Genomic DNA, 17,152 nt, shown 5'->3' with positions numbered 1-17,152 from the left:
AACTATGACCGGAGGTGACTCGTGTCAATGATCCGAACAAGAAACACCCGAATGCCGACAAGAAGCGAAACCGGGGCCACCCCTGGGTGGGGTGGCCCCGGCTGTTGTGCGGCGTGTCAGCCGAGGGCGGACCCGAGCGGGGCCGCGAGGGACGAGACCGTGTCGAGTACGTCGGTGGGGAGCGGACGCAGGTCGTCGAGCGGAACCGGCGGACCGGCGGGTCCGGTCTCGCTGCTGACCCGGGCGTACTTCTTCCCGTACTGCTCGCGCTCTTCGCTCTGAGGCGCCGGCGTCGGAGGCGGGCCGACGGGCGGGCGCGGGGTCGCACCGGGCGGGTCCGGCCGCACGGGCGGCGGCTGCGCGCCCGCCGTTCCTCCCTGCTGGGGCGCGATCCCCTGGTTGTCGGTGCCGGTTTCGAGCACCCAGCGCTGCCGGGCCGCCCCGTCCCGGTGGGCGACGCCGACGGCGTCCCCCTTGCCGGGCGCGACCAGCGATCCCTTGCCCCCGCGCAGCAGCAACTCGCCGCGCACGGTGAGGTCGTAGCGCACCTCCCCCGCGTGTACGACACAACCGGCCAGGGTCACCGAGCCGTCCTCGGCGTCGGAGTCCAGGCAGAGAGCGGGGTCCGCCCCGCTGCGCAGCAGACCGTCGTCCTGGTACGACCACTGCTGGGACCCGGCGGCCGAGCACGCCGCCAGGACGGCCGCGGCGCCGCTGCGGGCCCGGCCGCCGTCGATGTCGAGGCAGAGCCCGGCGCTCGGGTTGCGGAGCCTGCCGCGGCCGACCTCGATCGGCTGCCCCGCGGACGCGGCCGAGGGCGATCCGGCCGAGGCCCCGGTCGCGGAACGCCCCGGGTCGATGGAGCTGCCGCTCTGCGCTCCCCAGGTGGCGTGCGGGTCCGGGACACCGTTGTCGTCGGTCCAGCCCTTGGTGACAAGCACGGTGGCGAGCAGCGCGAGGGAAGTGAGACCGACGCCGACCACGACGGCCTTGGTGCTTCTTCGCGGGGCGACGGGGCGGTGGCGTCCGCCTCCCGCGGGCCGCAGGAGTCCGCGCCCCGGCGCCGGGGCCCGCTCGCCGCCGCGCCCGGGGCGGGAGTCGAGGTAGCGCCGGGCGCCCCAGCCGAGGACGGTCTCGGCGAGGAGCACGTCCAGGCCACCCTCGAAATGGCTCAGCTGCTCGGCCGCGTGCCGGCAGTAGCGGCACTCGGCCAGATGCTGCTGGACATCCGGGAGCAGGGCACCGCCCCGGCGTATCGGGACGTCGAGGAGACGGTTGTAGAAGCGGCATTCCTTGCCCGGCGCGAGTTCCCCGTGGGCGCGCACGCAGCCGGCCCGGAATTGCTCCCGCGCCTGGTCGAGGGCGGCCGTCGCGGTGGGCGCGTCCACCCCCAACAGACCGGCCGGTACGGTTATGGGTTCGGCCTCGACCTCGGTGTGCCACAACAGGCATTGCGAGGCCCCCGGGAGGGCCCGGAATGCACGCTCGGCGAGCAATCGCCTTTCGGGCGTCACGGAGCGTGCCGCCCGCAGTCCGCGGCCGCCGGTCGGTTTGCGGAGTTCCGGCAGGACGAGAGAAATACGGTCGTCGGCGGCCCACTCCTTGACGGTGTCCCGTACGGCGGTCAGAAGCTGTGGCCGCAGGGCTCCGCCGGACGGCTTCCCGAGCACCCGGTGGAATGCGGCGGCCGCCGCCATGGACGCCGAGTGTTCCGGGGCGGCCAGACAGATCGCGGCGTAGTCGTAGGTCGCGCGCCAGTGCCGGGCCAGCAGCAATGCGCCGGCCCGGGCACTCGCGGCCCCCTGGTCCAGTTGCGCGACGAGGTTGCGGTCGGACTCGGCCGGCCCCGATCCGGGACGCGGCGGGTAGGGCGGACGTGGGGGGTATGGGGATTGCACTGAACCAATTCCTTCCACCGCAGGACGGTAAGCGGAATACGCGCGTCCATCGGAAAGCAGGTGCCTGATTGGTGCATACCTATGCGCGTCGGGTCCAGGAGCGCCATAGGGCCGCTCACTTTCGCACAATTGACTCACAGCAAACAAGGAGTTCGAGTGACCCAAGTTCAAAAACGGGAAAGTTCAGATAAGTTACCGCGAGTATCCGTACCCGCATTCGAAATCGCCGGCTCCTGCGCGTCAACTTGTGGACGCCCAAAGGCGGTTGGCACACGAAATCTCCAACTTCTGAGCCCCCGTCACACTTCCGCCGCCGACCCACAGCGTTCTCTGAACTTTCTCCCGGGAAGCTCTCATTCCCGTGGGCCAGCATGGCCCGCATGAGCGCCCCCCACTCTTCGAGCACCCCCGCCCGCACCGTCCGAAAGGCCGTCGTCCCGGCGGCCGGACTCGGCACACGTTTCCTGCCGGCGACCAAGGCCACGCCCAAGGAGATGCTGCCGGTCGTCGACAAGCCGGCCATCCAGTACGTCGTCGAGGAGGCCGCCGCGGCCGGTCTGGACGACGTCCTCATGGTCACCGGCCGGCACAAGCGCGCCATCGAGGACCACTTCGACAACGCCTTCGAGCTGGAGCAGGCACTCGCCGCCAAGGGCGACGCCGTACGGCTGGACGCGGTGCGCGATCCGGCCCGGCTGGCCAACATCCACCACATCCGCCAGGGCGAGCCGCTCGGCCTCGGCCACGCGGTGCTGTGCGCCCGCCGCCATGTCGGCGACCAGCCCTTCGCGGTCCTGCTCGGCGACGACCTGATCGACCCGCGCGAGACCCTGCTCAGCCGGATGCTCGACGTCCGCGACCGGCACGAGGGCAGCGTGATCGCGCTGATGGAGGTTCCGCCGGAGCAGGTCCACCTCTACGGCTGCGCGGCGGTGGAGGCGACCGGCGAGGACGACGTGGTCCGGGTCACCGGCCTGGTCGAGAAGCCGTCCCTCCAGGACGCGCCCAGCCACTACGCCGTCATCGGCCGCTACGTCCTCGACCCGGCCGTCTTCGACACCCTGGAGCGCACGAAGCCCGGCCGGGGCGGCGAGATCCAGCTGACCGACGCGCTCCAGGAACTGGCCGCGGGCGGCACGGTCCACGGGGTCGTCTTCGACGGACTGCGCTACGACACCGGCGACAAGGCGGACTACCTGCGCACGGTGGTCCGCCTGGCCTGCGACCGGGACGACCTGGGCCCCGAATTCGTGGCCTGGCTCAAGGAGTTCGTGTCCGGACTGGAGGGCGGCGGCGCGGAACGCGGGCGCCTGGCGGCCTGAGACACGGCGTCTGCCGACAACGCCGAGGGCCCGGAGCGGACGTACGCCCCGGGCCCTCCGCTCGTACCCCGCTCAGCCGTTGGGCCGCAGCGTCCACACCACGGTCATCTCGCAGGCGACGGCGCCGTCCCCGCGCCGGACCTCGATCGACACCGGGAACTCGGGGCGCTCACCGGCGTCCAGCTCCGCGACGACCTCGGCGACCGGGCGGCCCAGGGTCGCCGTCGCCGTGACGGCCCCCATGGCCAGCTTCCTGTACGCGATCTCGGCGCGCACGGCGAGCGGCACGGCCCGCGCGAGCTGGTCCCCGAACGCGGCCAGCACGATGGTGCCGCTGGCGGTCTCCCCCAGCGTGAACAGCGCACCGGCGTGCGGCCCGCCCACGTGGTTGTGGTACTCGCTCTGGTCCGGCAGTGCCACCACGGCCTTCTCCGCCGTGGTCTCAAGGAACTCGAGGTTCAGCGTCCGGGCCATCGGCACCGTCGCGGCGAGCATCTCGCCGATCGACATCTGGTCTGCGCTCATGAAGCGCATGTTACTCACGAGTATCATCAGGTGGCCAGATCCTTGCGCGGCCAGATCCTTGTGACGAGCGACGCACCCAGGGCTCAGCCGATGCCGAAGGCCCCGTCCGGAGGCTCGGGCGACGGTACGGCGTCCTCGTCCGCCACCGGCCGGGCCGAGCCGATGAACTCCCGCAGCCCCGCGCCGTGTTCGACGCGGGCCGGGAAGGCGTCGGCCGCGGTGAGGCGGGCCAGGGTGGCGGTGTCGACGGGGTGGTGCGAGGCGACGAGCACGGCGTTGCCGAAGCGCCGGCCGCGCAGGACGGCGGGCTCGGCGATCAGGACCAGCTCCTCGAACTCCTCGGCGAACGTCGCGAGTTGGGAGCGGAGGAAGCCGAAGGGGGCGGAGTCGGCGAGGTTGGCGAGGTAGACGCCGTTCTCGCGCAGCACCCGGCCGGCCTCGCGGGCGTAGGCGAGGGAGGTGAGGTGGGCGGGGACACGCGAGCCGCCGAAGACGTCGGCGACGATCACGTCCGCCGAGTCGCCGGGGGCGGCTTCCAGCCAGGCGCGGGCGTCGGCGGGATGCAACGAGATGTCGGCGCCGTCCGGCAGCGGCAGCTGCTCGACGACCAGCTCCAGCAGCACCCGGTCGGCCTCGACGACGTCCTGCCGGGAGCCCGGCCGCGTCACGGTGAGATACCGGGGCAGCGTGAGCGCACCACCGCCGAGATGCAACACGTCCAGCGGCTGCCCCGGTTCACCGAGCACGTCCAGCACATGCCCCAGCCGCCGCGCGTACTCGAACTCCAGGTAGTCCGGCTCGTCGAGATCGACGTACGACTGCGGGGCCCCGTCGACGGTGAGCAGCCAGGCCCGCTCCCGATCGACGTCGGGCATGAGCTTGGCAACGCCGAAGTCGGTGGTCCTGCTGACGGGAATCGGCTCGGTCACCTCCCCATTGTGCGGCCAGGTGATGCCGAGAAGGGGCGCGGGGCACTGCGCGACCAGCCACAACGGCCCCGCAGTCCCCCACGCACACCAGCCTCACTCCACGGAGGTCACGGTCCCGGCCCCGACCGTCCGCCCACCCTCACGGATGGCGAACCCCAGCCCGGCCTCCAGAGGCACGTCCCGCCCCAGCTCCACGGTCATGCTCACCGTGTCCCCGGGCCGGGCGACGGCGACCTCCCCGAGGTCGACGTCCCCCACCACGTCCGCGGTCCGGATGTAGAACTGCGGCCGGTACCCGGTGGCGACCGGCGTCGTACGACCACCCTCGCGGGCGGACAGCACGTACACCTGAGCCGAGAACCGCCGACCGGGCACCACACTCCCCGGCGCGGCGACCACATGGCCCCGCCGCACCGCGTCCCGCGGGACGCCCCGCAGCAGCAGCGCCACGTTGTCCCCGGCCTGCGCCTCGTCCATCGGCTTGCCGAAGGTCTCAAGACCGGTGACGACGGTGTCGACCCCGGCGCCGAGCACTTCGACCCGGTCGCCCACCCGGACCGTGCCCCGCTCGACCGCACCCGTCACCACGGTCCCCCGGCCCGTGATGGTGAGCACGTTCTCGACGGGCAGCAGGAACGGCGCGTCCAAGTACCGCTCCGGCATGGGCACATACGTGTCCACCGCGTCGAGCAGCGCCTCGATCGACGCCGTCCAGCGCGGGTCGCCCTCCAGGGCCTTCAGCCCCGAGACCCGTACGACGGGCACGGCGTCGCCGCCGTAACCCTGCGCGGTGAGCAGCTCGCGGACCTCCAGCTCGACGAGCTCGACCAGCTCCTCGTCGGCCGAGTCGGCCTTGTTCAGCGCCACCACGACGTGGTCCACGCCCACCTGGCGGGCGAGCAGGACGTGTTCGGCGGTCTGCGGCATGATCCCGTCGAGCGCGGAGACGACGAGGATCGCCCCGTCGAGCTGCGCGGCTCCGGTGACCATGTTCTTGACGTAGTCGGCGTGGCCCGGCATGTCCACGTGGGCGTAGTGCCGGGTGTCGGTCTCGTACTCGACGTGCGCGATGTTGATGGTGATGCCGCGGAGGGCCTCCTCCGGGGCACGGTCGATGCGGTCGAAGGGCACGTACGTGCCGCTGCCGCGCTCGGCCAGGACCTTGGTGATGGCGGCGGTCAGGGTGGTCTTGCCGTGGTCGACGTGACCCATCGTGCCGATGTTCAGATGCGGTTTGGTCCGCACGTATGCCGTCTTGGGCATGGCTGTACCTCGAAGCCTCGTAAGTGGTGATGGGGACCCCAAGGACTCGCCGACCCTCCCCTTGCGGGGTCCGCCGGACAATCCGGAGAGGGTCAGCTTCGGGCGCCGTCGACAGCGGCCAGGAGGATCGGGACGGCAGCCTTCGGCGCATCCGCGACTGCGGATGCTGCGAGGGCGAAGGCGTGCCGGAACATGAGGCCGATCATTGCCGACGCCTTGCCCGGCGTCGAATCATTTTCGGGGGTACGGGAGTTCTTCCGTGGTCGGGAGTTCTTCGGTGTACGGGGTTCTTCGATGTACGGCGGTTCAGGCGCCGATGTTCTTCAGCGCCTCGCGCACCGACAGCGGCGCGAACCGCCCTCGCTCGCGCGCCAGGAAGGCGCGTACGGCCTCCGGGTCGGTCTTGGCGTACTCGCGCAGGCACCAGCCGATGGCCTTGCGGATGAAGAAGTCGGGGTGGCCGGACTGGCGCAGGCAATAGGTGAAGAGGCGCTCGGTGTCGGTGCGTTCCTTGTAACGCAGTTGGTGCAGCAGTGCCGTGCGCGCGATCCACAGGTCGTCGTCGACGATCCAGGCGTCCATGTCGGCCGTGAGCTTCGGGTCGGCCGCGACCAGGGCGCCGACGACATGGGCGGCGAGCAGGTCGACGGTGTCCCACCAGGAGACGGTGGCGACGAGGTGCCGTGCCACCGGCAGGAAACCGGAGGAGCACACGCGCGCGTGGCGGCGCAGATAGTCGACGGCGAAGTAGTGGTACTCGCGCTCGGGCAGCCGCCAGCAGCGCAGGGCGACCGCGGCGCAGTCGGCCTCGGCGGGGCGCGGCAGGCCCTCCAGGACGGTGCGGGACAGGGCGCGGCGCACGGGCGTGGTCAGGCCCAGGAAGGGCGCCACGTCCTTCATGTACGCGCGCATGGGCGCGGCCTGCTCGGGGTCGGCCGCGGCGCCGTACACGGCGGTGAGCCGCTCCAGCACGGAGTCGGCGAGTGTGCTGGACGGCACACGCGGAATGTCCGCAGCTGTGACGCTCATGAGACGAACCATACGGCGATCACACATATCCGTCGGTTAGTGTCGCCGAATGCTCGATGCCACCACCCGCTCTGGGGGCACCGCCACGGCCCCTCCCCGGGCCGCCGCCACGGAGCTCGCCGTCACCGTGCCCGTGGGCGCCGCCGTCGCGCCGGCTCCTCCTCTCCTGCGCCTCGGCAGATTCCTGCTGTCGCCGTGGGCCAGGTTCTCGCTGCTCGTCGCGCTGCTCGCGGGCGCGGGGGCGAGCGTGCTGCTGTTCAAGCCGCAGAAGCTGCTCGCCGACGGCTGGCCGCCGCAGTTGAGCGGCGCCACGGCGGCCGTCGTGTTCGCGGTGGCGTACGGCGTCGTCACGGTCGCCTTCGTGCCGCGTCCGCTGCTCAACCTGGCCGCGGGCGCGCTGTTCGGTTCCGCGCTGGGTCTGGGGGTGTCCATGGCCGGCACGGTGCTCGGGGCCGGACTCGCGTTCGGGCTCGGCCGGGTGCTGGGGCAGGACGCGCTGCGGCCGCTGCTGCGGGGGCGGCTGTTGAAGGCCGCGGACGGGCAGTTGAGCCGGCACGGGATGCGCTCGATGCTCGCGGCGCGGCTCTTTCCCGGGCTGCCGTTCTGGGGCGTGAACTACTGCGCGGCCGTCTCCCGGATGGGCTGGACGTCCTTCCTGGTGGCGACCGCGCTGGGGTCGATCCCGAACACGGCGGCCTATGTGGTCGCCGGTGCCCGGGCCTCGTCCCCGACCTCCCCGATCTTCCTGATCGCACTCGCCGCCATCGCGCTGCCGACGGTGGCGGGCGCGGTGGTGGCCTGGCGCAAGCGGCACCACTTCCGCGGCCGGTAGCCCTTACGCCGCTTCGAGAATCATGGCGTTGGCGAGGCCCCCCGCCTCGCACATGGTCTGCAGGGCGTAACGCGCTCCACGCGCGCGCATGGCGTGCACCAGGGTCGTCGTCAGACGGGTGCCGCTCGCGCCGAGCGGGTGGCCGATGGCGATCGCGCCGCCGTTGACGTTCACCTTGGCGAGGTCCGCGCCGGTCTCCTGCTGCCAGGCCAGGACGACGCTGGAGAAGGCCTCGTTGACCTCGAACAGGTCGATGTCGTCGAGGGTCAGCTTCGCCCGGCGCAGCACCTTCTCCGTGGCCGGGATGACGCCGGTGAGCATGAGGATCGGGTCGGAGCCGGTGACGGCGAAGCTGTGCAGCCGGGCCAGCGGGCGCAGGCCGAGGCGGGCCGCGGTCTCGCCGGACATGATGAGGACCGCGGAGGCGCCGTCGTTGATCGGGCTGGCGTTGCCCGCGGTGACGTTCCACTCGATCTGCGGGTAGCGCTCGGCGAAACCGGGGTCGTAGTAGGCGGGCTTGAGGCCCGCCAGGATCTCCGGGGTGCTCCCCGGCCGCACGCACTCGTCCCGCGTGACGCCCTCCAGCGGGGCGACCTCTTCGTCGAAGAGTCCCTGCTCCCAGGCGGCCGCCGCCTTGCGGTGCGAGGAGACCGCGAAGGCGTCCATCTGCTCGCGGCCGATCGACCACTTGGCGGCGATCAGCTCGGCGCTGATGCCCTGCGGGACCAGACCCTCCGGGAAGCGCTCGGCGACTCCCGGGCCGAAGGGGTCCTTGCCGGCAGGGACGTTGGACCACATCGGCACCCGGCTCATGGACTCCACCCCGCAGGCGACGACGATGTCGTACGCGCCCGAGATGACGCCCTGCGCCGCGAAGTGCACGGCCTGCTGGGAGGAACCGCACTGACGGTCCACGGTGGTCGCCGGGACGGTGTCCGGGAAGCCGGCCGACAGCACGGCGTAGCGGGTGGTGTTCATGGCCTGCTCGCCGACCTGGTCGACGGTGCCGCCGATGACGTCGTCGATCAGCGCCGGGTCGACTCCGGTGCGTTCGACGAGGGTGCGCAGGGTGTGGGCGAGCAGTTCGACGGGGTGGACGTGGGCGAGGGCGCCGCCCGGCTTGCCCTTGCCTATCGGGGTGCGTACGGCTTCGACGATGACTGCGTCACGCATGGTGCGGGCCTCCGGTGGAAGCGACGGGAACTACTGGTGAGTAGGAAATCCAAACTCACCATAGCTCGGTGAGTTTGAAAATCCAACCCTCACCTAGACTGGGCGCCATGGCCGCCACCGGAGATCCGCGCCCCTGTTCCATCGCCGACGCACTGGCAGTCGTCGGCGAGAAGTACTCCCTGCTCGTCCTGCGGGAGGTGTGCCTCGGCAACGGCCGCTTCGACCAACTGGTACGCAACATCGGCGCCCCCCGCGACGTCCTCTCCACCCGCCTGCGCCGCCTGGTCGAGGCGGGCATCCTGACCAAGCGCGCCTACAGCGAACGACCGCAGCGCTTCGAGTACCGGCCCACACAGGCCGGCCTGGAGCTGGAACCGGTCCTGATGACCCTCAAGGAGTGGGGCGACCGCCACATCCGGAACGGCGTCGACCTGCCCATGACGGTCGAACACACCTGCGGCCACGAACTCGTCCCGGTGGTCACCTGCCAGTCCTGCGGCAAACCGATCCACCACGAGGACCTGACGGCCCACCCCCAGGCAGAGGGCTGGACGGTTACGGGGCCGACGGCGGCCTAGCGCCTGCCGTCAGGCGGGCCCCGGGTACACGTCCAACCGCCCGCACATCCCGAACTTCCCGTGTCCCGAAGGCAGTTCGGCCCGTACGGCGGCCTCCGTGAGGTAGGTCGCGTCGCCCTGTTCGAGGCGGCGCAGCTGCTCCCCCGTGGCAGCTGCGGCCGCCTCGGCGCCCCGTTGCCAGCGCTCGCGCCACTCGGCGAGCCGGGGACGTACCAGGGCCGCCGCGGCGCGGTGGAAGGCGGCCAGTGGCTCGGGGCCGTCCGCCTCGCGCAGTGCCCGGTAGCCCTCCAGGGCGAGGTCCCGGCGGGCCCGGGCGGCGCGGGCCTGCTCCTCCTCCGGGGCGTCCACCGGGATCCTGGTCGCGGCGGCGTACGTCTCCGGGTCGGTGAGGTATCGCGGCGGCAGCGTCAGCACCGCGTCGCCCGCCTCCGGCAGCCCGCTGTTCTGCATCAGCACCGTGATGCGCAGGTCGTCCTCGTTGACGAGGCGGTGGATGGTGCCCGGCGTGAACCAGGCGACCGTGCCGGGTACGAGGGGCGTGACCTCGTACCCGGACGTCGTGAGCGTCTGCACCGCACCCCGGCCGCCCGTGACGACGTACCCCTCCGAACAGGTCAGGTGCATATGGGGAGTTCCGCCGCAGACGCCGTCGGCGGCGGGCCAGTCGTAGACGCGCAGGTGCGAGACGGCGACGCCGCCCGGCAGTCCGGTGAAGCCCCCGGTGTTCACCACGGATGCGCCTCCAGGTACTTGGCGATCTCCTCCCGCTCCCAGACTCCGTCGGCCACGACCACGCGGTAGCGGCGGGTGAGGGTGTCGCCGGGGGCGAGCTCCAGTTCGTCGTAGAAGGCCCAGGACGGGGCCACGCCGGCGAACGGCTCGTTGCGGACGAACCAGTGGGCCGGGTGGGATCCGGCGGACCCGAGATGGTCGTTCTCGGGGGCGTGCGCGAAGACGAGGGTCGCGTGGCCGTCACTGCCGTCGTGCTCGCCGGAGAAGGCGAGCCAGGCCGCCTGCTCACCCATCAGGCCGGGGCCCTCGGACTCGGGGCCGATGATGCGGCCGTCGCGGAAGGCGCGCGGACCGCGCCAGAACAGGCCGGTGTAGCCCGCCAGTTCGCGCCCGGCGGAGGTCGGGCTGCCGAACCGCAGCGGCTCGTCGCGCCGGTTGGTGACCGCGCTGGTCCAGGTCAGCGCCCAGGAACCGGACTCGCGGTCGACGTCGTGCACCTCGATCAACCGCCGCTCGTCGGCCCACAGTTCACCGCTGTACGGGTGCCAGGTGAGCCGCTCCGCGATGACGGCCCGGTCCTCGTGCGCGGCGACCTCGTCGAAGGCGACGTGCGCCATCGAGCCGACGCGCTCGGGGAGTTCGAGGTAACCCTCGCCGTGCACGTACGAGTTGCCGCCCCACAGGTTGGCGCCGGACAGGTGCGAGGCCGTGAGCTGGAGGCCCTTGTGCCAGCGGTGGTCGTTGGGCCGGTAGTCGGTGACGACGTCGCCTGCCAGGGTGCGCATCGGATGCACGTACGGCTTCGGGGCCTCCCAGGCGGCCTCGGGCGCGTACACGTAACTCAACAGCTCTACGCCGGTGGCCGGTTCGGTGAGCGTGATCCGTTCCCCGTGGGCGTGGACGAGACGCGGGCCGGTCATGCGGACACCTCCTCGGCGGCCACGGGTGCCCAGCCGGGGACGTTCCCGTGCATCGCCGTGTAGAACGGGTCACCCGGCCCGATCTCCCCCGCCTTCACCGTGCTGTCGGTGAACGCCGACTTGTACAGCGCGGCGATCAGCTCCAGGCTCGTACGCCCGTCCGCGCCGCTGCTGCGCGGCCGCTCGCCCTTGCGCATGCTCGCTACCAGCTCGCGCAGCTGCTCCAGGTGCGAGCTGGGCACGTCCGCGCCGAAGTCGTGCCAGGCGGCGGCCTCGTCGCCGGGGACGTCCGGGGCCGGGACGATCCGCCAGTTCGCGTTGGAGTGGCCGTAGAGGTGGGTGAGCTCGACGGTGGCGCGCTCGCAGTCGATACGGATGCGGCTGACCTCCTCGGGGCTCAGCACACTGTTGACGACGGTCGCGAGCGCGCCGTTCTCGAAGCGGACCAGGGCCGTCGACACGTCCTCGGTCTCCACGTCGTGCACCAGCCGCCCGGCCATCGCCCGCACCTCGCTCCACGGCCCGAGCAGATCCAGCAGCAGATCCATCTGGTGGATCCCGTGCCCCATCGCGGGCCCGCCGCCCTCGGTCGCCCAGCGCCCGCGCCAGGGCACGGCGTAGTAGGCGGTGTCCCGGTACCAGGTGGTCTGGCAGTGCGCCACGAGCGGCCGGCCCATGGCCCGCTCGGCCAGCAGCCGCCGTACATGCCGCGAGCCGGAGCCGAAGCGGTGCTGGAAGACGATCGACGCGTACGGGCCGCCCTCCTTGCCCTCTTCGGCTTCTACGGCGTCGTAGTCGGCGAGCGTCGGGACCGGCGGCTTCTCGCACCACACCCAGGCCCCGGCCCGCAGCGCGGCGATCGTCTGCGCGCGGTGCAGGGTCGGCGGGGTGCAGATGCTGACCAGGTCGGGCCGCTGCTCCTCCAGCATCCGGTCCAGGTCGGTGTACGCGTGCGGAATCCCCGTCTGCTCGCAGAACTCCCCGACCGCGATGGCATCGATGTCGACCGCGGCGACGACCTCCGTCTCGCCCTCCTCGGCGAGCCTGTTCAGCGCGGGCAGATGCGAGCCGCGGCCGATGGCACCGATACCGACGAGGGCGGCCCGGATGCGGCGGCCCTCGATGGGCGAGCGGGGGCGGGTCTCGGACGTGGACATGGACGCGATCAGCACTCCTCCGGGGACGGCGGGTCTAAGAGGAGGAACAGCAAGCGCTTTCTCCTTCATGGAAGGTAAGCCGCGCCCCCGCACAAGGTCAACCACCCGAAACGCATGGTCGCGGACGGCCGCGTCCCGAGGCCGCCGTCGCCCGCGAAACCCCTGTGCGGGCGCTGTCAGTGCCGGACGCTAGGCTGCCCCCACATCCGTGATCACGACGCCCGGCTGCGCGACGCCCTGTCCGCCCGCCGCGATCACCACTTGCCGCCCGCCACGACCAGCACTTGGACGCCGTAACTTCATGTCTTGGTTTGAATCCCTCGTCCTCGGACTCGTCCAGGGGCTGACCGAGTTCCTCCCCGTCTCCTCCAGCGCGCATCTGCGGCTGACCGCGGCCTTCTCCGGCTGGAAGGACCCGGGGGCGGCGTTCACGGCGATCACCCAGATCGGCACGGAGGCCGCGGTGCTGATCTACTTCCGCAAGGACATCGGGCGGATCATCTCCGCCTGGGCGCGATCGCTGGTGAACAAGGAGATGCGGGCCGACCACGACGCGCAGATGGGCTGGCTGGTCATCGTCGGCTCGATCCCGATCGGGGTGCTCGGGCTGCTGTTCAAGGACCAGATCGAGGGGCCGTTCCGCGATCTGCGCATCACCGCGACCATGCTGATCGGGATCGGCGTCGTCATCGGCATAGCCGACCGGCTGGCGGCCCGTGACGAGACGGGCGGCCGGCACCGCGCGCCCAAGCAGCGCAAGACGCTGGAGAACCTCGGCGTGAAGGACGGCCTGGTCTTCGGCCTGTGCCAGTCGGCGGCCCTGGTCCCGGGCGTCTCCCGCTCCGGCGCCACCATCAGCGGCGGCCTGTTCATGGGCTACAAGCGCGAGGCCGCGGCCCGCTACTCCTTCCTGCTCGCCATCCCCGCGGTACTGGCGTCCGGCCTGTTCGAACTCAAGGACGCGATGGAGAGCGACCACGTGTCGTGGGGGCCGACGCTGTTCGCGACGGTGATCGCCTTCGCGTCGGGGTACGCGGTGATCGCGTGGTTCATGAAGTTCATCTCGACGAAGAGCTTCATGCCGTTCGTCTGGTACCGGATCGCGCTCGGCATCGTGATCATCGCGCTGGTGACGGCGGGCGTCCTGAGCCCGCACGCGGCGGAGTCGGCGGGCTGAGTCACCGCGCGGGCAGCGGAAGCGCCCAGGGTTCGGCCTCGATCTGCACGCCGTTGGCCACGTAGGCGATGGTGCGGTACCACCCGGCCAGCACGAGGAATTCGATCGCCTCGGGCTCGTCGAGGTGGCCACGGAGCGCGGCCCAGGCCTCGTCGCCCAGCCGGGCGGTGGCGTGCAGTTCGTCGACCGCGCGGAGCAGCGCCGTCTGCCGGGGCGACCAGGCGCGGTCGTCGGGGGTGCCGGTCGCGGTCAAGGTGATCTGGTACGGGGTGAGACCGGCCGTTTCCGCGTACGTCGCCATGTGGACGCCCCACTCGTAGCCGCAGCCGGCGCGGGCCGCGACGCGGGCGATCACGAGCTCGCGGTCGGCGTCGGAGAGGCGGCCGTGGACGAGGAGTCCGGCGCCGAGTGCGCGCATACGGGAGGCGAGTTCGGGGTGGCGTTCGAGGACCTTGAAGAGCATGAGGGGTTCGCGGGTGACGCCGGGTGGCATCCAGCGGTGCAGGGCGCGGTCGGTTTCGGGTGAGTAGGGCGGCACTACGCCGTCCATGCGCTGCTTCTTCATGGGTATCGACTGTTGCGCTTCTGAAATCGAAGCGCAAGGGTGGAGGTGAGGTGAGCCGGGGATGCCGGAGCCGAGGCATGAGGAGAAGCTGGAGGAACTGCTGTGGGGTCGGCACCAACTCCCGGTCGGCCGGTCAGGGGTTCGACGACCGGTCGCCCGGTCATGGCCGCGCTCGACCTGCTGGGCCGTCGCTGGACGCTGCGCGTGATCTGGGAACTCCACCAGCACACGGCCCCGATCGGCTTCCGGGACCTGCAACGCCGTTGCGACGACATGTCCTCCAGCGTCCTGTCGACACGGCTGACGGAACTGCGCGAGGCTGGCATCGCCGCGCCGACGACCGACGCGACCTGGCAACTCACGCCGCTCGGGCAGGACTTGGTGACGGCGATGGGACCGCTGCTGGAGTGGTCGCGGGTCTGGGCGGAGCGGAGGAAGTGACGCGTCTGCTTGCTGAATTGACTGACCGTCAAGTCAGTAGGTGGTGGCGATCAAGAAATCCGTGACCAATGACATAGGGGATGAGTAGCCGTCTGGTAGCGCAGTGTCAGTGCTTGCCCCTAGGCTTGTCGGCATGTTCCCCGATTCCATGGCCCCTGGTTCCGCGCGGTCTGCTGCCGAGGTGAACGAGCAGATCCGCGCGCTGTGGCTGCGCGCGAGCGGCTCACTGTCGGCTCAGGAGCGTGCGGAGTACGAGCTGTTGGTGGTCGAGTGGGCGGCGGCGATCCGTGGAGACGTGATCGAGGCGGCGTAGGAAGCGGCGTAGGAGGCGGCCCGCCCGCCACCGAGCGGGCCCACGCGTCCGGACTCCGAAGCCCCCCACCGCCTCCGGCTCCCGCACCCGCACCTTGAGGTCAACGCCCGCCCGCCACTCGCAGAACCGCACCCGTGGCGTACGACGCGTCCGGCGACATCAGCCAAGCGATGGCCGCGGCGATCTCCTCGGTTCGCGCCGGCCGCCGCAACGGAATCGACTCGGCCATCCGCCAAGCACGGTCCGGATCACCCATGGTGGCGTGCATCTCGGTGTCGACGGCGCCGGGCGCGACGGCGTTGACGCGGATGCCGTCGGGCCCAAGCTCCTTGGCCAGCCCCAGAGTCAGGGCGTCGCCGGCCGCCTTGGTGGCCGCGTAGTGCACGTACTCACCGGGACTGCCGAGAGTGGCGGCCCCCGACGAGACGTTGACGATGACACCGCTCCCCCGCGGGGTCATGAGTTGCGCGGCCCGGCGCGAACACAGCAACACACCGAGGAGATTGACGTCGACGACCCGGCGCAGGGTGTCGGTCCCGGTATCGGCGAGCCGCCCCAACGGCCCGGTCACAGCAGCGTTGTTCACAAGCCCGGTGAGGGGCCCGATCTCAAGCTCGGCCACGCCGAAGAGCCGCTCGACGTCATTCTCGACAGCCGTATCCACCCGTACGGCGAGGGCACGGCCCCCTGCCTCCCGCACCCCGCCGGCCACTCTTTCAGCGGCTTCCCGGTCCCGGACGTACCCGACGACCACGTCATGCCCGTCGGCCGCCAGGCGCAGACAGGTCGCGGCACCGATTCCCCTGCTACCGCCGGTGACGATGGTGACGGGACGCGTCATGGGCTCCTCCTGAACAGCTGGACAGATGATCGATCATCGATCACCCAGCCCCTATTTACAACACTGCTGCCGTCACCGAGGCCGGCCTCCGCGTCCAGAGGGTCAGGTCGCTGCTCGTCGCGACCGCGAGTGTCTGTCCGGAGGGTGAGAAGCCCGTGGCTCGTAGCTCGGAGTAGTTGGAGTGGAAGAGGTGCCACCAGTGCTCTCCGTACGGACCCGAGTGGGGCAGGCCTCCGTCGCGGGAGAGGAGGACTCGGTCGTTGGGCCAGGCCGGGGTGACGACCTCCAGGGTCCAGCCGTCCGGGGTCGTCATGTGGAGTCCGCCGCCGAAGAGGCCGGCGATATGCACCCTGTTTCCGGACACCGGTCCCAATCCTGGGCACGACAGATCCGCAGCCGAGTCGGGAGTGCTGTCCTCGGGGGCTGGGTCGCGGTCCCGGGCGATCTTCTCCCCCGTGACGGCGTCGAAGAGGCCGTGGCCGTCGTGCGAGACGACCATCACCAGATCGTGGCCACTGTCGGGATGCGCCGCGAAGCCGATCCCCAGGAGGCCGCCCACCGGCACGCAGCGTTCGAAGACGGGCCGCCAGGGCTCGGGCGCGGCAACGACAGGAGCCGCGAGGAGGCGGTCCCGCAGGGCGCGTTGATACGCGGAGAGTTCCGCTTCATGACGCGGTTGCTCGACTGGAGCCGCCTTCTTGGTCCGCTTCATCACCTCGCCATGATCCCTGCCTGCGACCCCGAAGGCGCGCTGTTAGGGGGCGGCGCCGTGAGCACGGACATTCATGGCGGCATGGATTCCGGCATCCCGCTGTCAGTACCGACTACGCGGCCTTCGGTTTCTCTTCGGCGTATCGCCCTCGGCGAGGGACGCACTGGCCGACCGAATATCGCCCCCGCCCTTTTCCCGGCACCCCCCATGCCCAACACTGAGCCGATGACGCAGCGCGTGGAGCTTGCGACCGTGATGGATCGGTTGGCCGTGGACGAGGTGGTCACCGATTACGCGGTGGCAGTGGACGACGGTGACTGGGACGCGTATCGGAGGTTGTTCACTGCCGACGGGCGGGCCGACTACCGGTCGGCCGGTGGGATCGAGGGGGATGCCGGGAGTGTTGCCGCCTGGCTCGCCGAGAGCATGGCGTTGTTTCCGATGCGGCAGCATCTGATCGTCAACCGCCGGGTGCGGTTCGGGCTTCTGGAGCAGGACACCGGCGACACCGCGCGCGTGCAGGCCGATTACGTCAACCCCATGCGGTTCGAGGGCGACGGCGCCGCACCGGACTTCGTGTGCGGCGGGCGTTACGCCTTCGGACTGCTGCGGACGTACGACGGTTGGCGGCTGCGCGAAGTCGTCGTCCAGGAGAAGTGGCGCCAACTGCCCGAGCGACGTCCGACATCAGTCGCCGACTGATCGCCGTGGCCATGACCTGATCCCGTGGCCCCCTGTTCCCGAT

19 protein-coding genes are annotated in these 17,152 nt (G+C 71.1%); 7 read left to right on the top strand and 12 right to left on the bottom strand.

The window, feature by feature from the left end; translation table 11 throughout:
* Nucleotides 1–116: 116 nt before the first annotated feature.
* The gene (locus tag ABZ848_RS11200; RefSeq protein ID WP_360828893.1) at nt 117–1,898 is read right to left on the bottom strand and encodes an RICIN domain-containing protein; all 1,782 of its coding nucleotides are present in this window, start codon (nt 1,896–1,898) and stop codon (nt 117–119) included.
* Between the two features lie 380 nt (nt 1,899–2,278).
* Here ABZ848_RS11200 and galU point away from each other — a divergent pair, with 380 nt between their 5' ends.
* On the top strand, nt 2,279–3,220 hold the full coding sequence (gene galU, locus ABZ848_RS11195; protein WP_360828890.1) for a UTP--glucose-1-phosphate uridylyltransferase GalU: 942 nt from the start codon (nt 2,279–2,281) through the stop codon (nt 3,218–3,220).
* A 72-nt stretch (nt 3,221–3,292) separates the two neighbouring features.
* On the opposite strand, the gene ABZ848_RS11190 is transcribed toward galU, so the two are convergent.
* The 4 genes from ABZ848_RS11190 to ABZ848_RS11175 all read right to left on the bottom strand — a co-directional run bounded on the left by ABZ848_RS11190 (nt 3,293) and on the right by ABZ848_RS11175 (nt 6,966).
* Nucleotides 3,293–3,730: a DUF4442 domain-containing protein gene (locus ABZ848_RS11190; RefSeq protein WP_360829828.1), complete on the bottom strand. Its 438-nt coding sequence runs from the start codon at nt 3,728–3,730 to the stop codon at nt 3,293–3,295.
* 98 nt (nt 3,731–3,828) lie between these two features.
* Nucleotides 3,829–4,674 (bottom strand): fused MFS/spermidine synthase, encoded by an 846-nt coding sequence (locus tag ABZ848_RS11185; protein WP_360828887.1) that lies wholly within the window; start codon nt 4,672–4,674, stop codon nt 3,829–3,831.
* Nucleotides 4,675–4,767: 93 nt separating this feature from the next.
* Nucleotides 4,768–5,937, bottom strand: a complete 1,170-nt coding sequence (gene tuf, locus ABZ848_RS11180) for an elongation factor Tu (RefSeq protein ID WP_360828884.1) — start codon at nt 5,935–5,937, stop codon at nt 4,768–4,770.
* Between the two features lie 306 nt (nt 5,938–6,243).
* Nucleotides 6,244–6,966 (bottom strand): DNA alkylation repair protein, encoded by a 723-nt coding sequence (locus ABZ848_RS11175; RefSeq protein WP_360828881.1) that lies wholly within the window; start codon nt 6,964–6,966, stop codon nt 6,244–6,246.
* Nucleotides 6,967–7,015: 49 nt separating this feature from the next.
* Between ABZ848_RS11175 and ABZ848_RS11170 the strand changes: the two genes are divergently transcribed.
* The gene (locus ABZ848_RS11170) at nt 7,016–7,798 is read left to right on the top strand and encodes a VTT domain-containing protein (protein ID WP_360828878.1); all 783 of its coding nucleotides are present in this window, start codon (nt 7,016–7,018) and stop codon (nt 7,796–7,798) included.
* A 3-nt stretch (nt 7,799–7,801) separates the two neighbouring features.
* Here ABZ848_RS11170 and ABZ848_RS11165 read toward each other — a convergent pair whose 3' ends face one another.
* Complete coding sequence (locus ABZ848_RS11165) at nt 7,802–8,971, bottom strand: thiolase family protein (protein ID WP_360828876.1); 1,170 nt, start codon at nt 8,969–8,971, stop codon at nt 7,802–7,804.
* 107 nt (nt 8,972–9,078) lie between these two features.
* Between ABZ848_RS11165 and ABZ848_RS11160 the strand changes: the two genes are divergently transcribed.
* Nucleotides 9,079–9,549: a helix-turn-helix domain-containing protein gene (locus ABZ848_RS11160; protein ID WP_360828873.1), complete on the top strand. Its 471-nt coding sequence runs from the start codon at nt 9,079–9,081 to the stop codon at nt 9,547–9,549.
* 9 nt (nt 9,550–9,558) lie between these two features.
* On the opposite strand, the gene ABZ848_RS11155 is transcribed toward ABZ848_RS11160, so the two are convergent.
* The 3 genes from ABZ848_RS11155 to ABZ848_RS11145 are packed head-to-tail and all read right to left on the bottom strand — an operon-like array spanning nt 9,559 to nt 12,358.
* On the bottom strand, nt 9,559–10,281 hold the full coding sequence (locus ABZ848_RS11155; protein WP_360828870.1) for a cupin: 723 nt from the start codon (nt 10,279–10,281) through the stop codon (nt 9,559–9,561).
* Nucleotides 10,275–11,201 (bottom strand): PmoA family protein, encoded by a 927-nt coding sequence (locus ABZ848_RS11150; RefSeq protein ID WP_360828867.1) that lies wholly within the window; start codon nt 11,199–11,201, stop codon nt 10,275–10,277. The genes ABZ848_RS11155 and ABZ848_RS11150 overlap by 7 nt, the downstream gene beginning before the upstream one ends.
* Entirely contained in the window at nt 11,198–12,358 is a 1,161-nt protein-coding gene (locus ABZ848_RS11145; RefSeq protein ID WP_360828864.1) for a Gfo/Idh/MocA family oxidoreductase, read from the bottom strand. The genes ABZ848_RS11150 and ABZ848_RS11145 overlap by 4 nt, the downstream gene beginning before the upstream one ends.
* Before the next feature lie 301 nt (nt 12,359–12,659).
* Between ABZ848_RS11145 and ABZ848_RS11140 the strand changes: the two genes are divergently transcribed.
* The gene (locus ABZ848_RS11140) at nt 12,660–13,535 is read left to right on the top strand and encodes an undecaprenyl-diphosphate phosphatase (RefSeq protein ID WP_360828861.1); all 876 of its coding nucleotides are present in this window, start codon (nt 12,660–12,662) and stop codon (nt 13,533–13,535) included.
* A 1-nt stretch (nt 13,536) separates the two neighbouring features.
* Here ABZ848_RS11140 and ABZ848_RS11135 read toward each other — a convergent pair whose 3' ends face one another.
* Nucleotides 13,537–14,100, bottom strand: a complete 564-nt coding sequence (locus ABZ848_RS11135; RefSeq protein ID WP_360828858.1) for a carboxymuconolactone decarboxylase family protein — start codon at nt 14,098–14,100, stop codon at nt 13,537–13,539.
* A 162-nt stretch (nt 14,101–14,262) separates the two neighbouring features.
* Here ABZ848_RS11135 and ABZ848_RS11130 point away from each other — a divergent pair, with 162 nt between their 5' ends.
* On the top strand, nt 14,263–14,541 hold the full coding sequence (locus tag ABZ848_RS11130) for a helix-turn-helix domain-containing protein (RefSeq protein ID WP_360828855.1): 279 nt from the start codon (nt 14,263–14,265) through the stop codon (nt 14,539–14,541).
* 133 nt (nt 14,542–14,674) lie between these two features.
* Nucleotides 14,675–14,854, top strand: a complete 180-nt coding sequence (locus ABZ848_RS11125) for a hypothetical protein (RefSeq protein WP_360828852.1) — start codon at nt 14,675–14,677, stop codon at nt 14,852–14,854.
* Between the two features lie 100 nt (nt 14,855–14,954).
* Here the strand turns inward: ABZ848_RS11125 and ABZ848_RS11120 are convergent, their stop codons facing one another.
* Together ABZ848_RS11120 and ABZ848_RS11115 are read right to left on the bottom strand one after the other, a co-directional pair.
* On the bottom strand, nt 14,955–15,695 hold the full coding sequence (locus ABZ848_RS11120) for an SDR family oxidoreductase (RefSeq protein WP_360828849.1): 741 nt from the start codon (nt 15,693–15,695) through the stop codon (nt 14,955–14,957).
* A gap of 55 nt (nt 15,696–15,750) precedes the next feature.
* Nucleotides 15,751–16,407, bottom strand: coding sequence for a hypothetical protein (locus ABZ848_RS11115; RefSeq protein ID WP_360829824.1), 657 nt, complete (start codon nt 16,405–16,407; stop codon nt 15,751–15,753).
* Nucleotides 16,408–16,632: 225 nt separating this feature from the next.
* On the opposite strand from ABZ848_RS11115, the gene ABZ848_RS11110 reads away from it, so the two are divergent.
* The gene (locus ABZ848_RS11110) at nt 16,633–17,109 is read left to right on the top strand and encodes a nuclear transport factor 2 family protein (RefSeq protein ID WP_360828846.1); all 477 of its coding nucleotides are present in this window, start codon (nt 16,633–16,635) and stop codon (nt 17,107–17,109) included.
* Nucleotides 17,110–17,152: the final 43 nt, after the last annotated feature.

The sequence above is a fragment of the Streptomyces sp. NPDC047081 genome (assembly GCF_040643775.1).
Lineage (GTDB): Bacteria > Actinomycetota > Actinomycetes > Streptomycetales > Streptomycetaceae > Streptomyces.
This window is presented reverse-complemented; position numbering and strand designations above follow the sequence as displayed.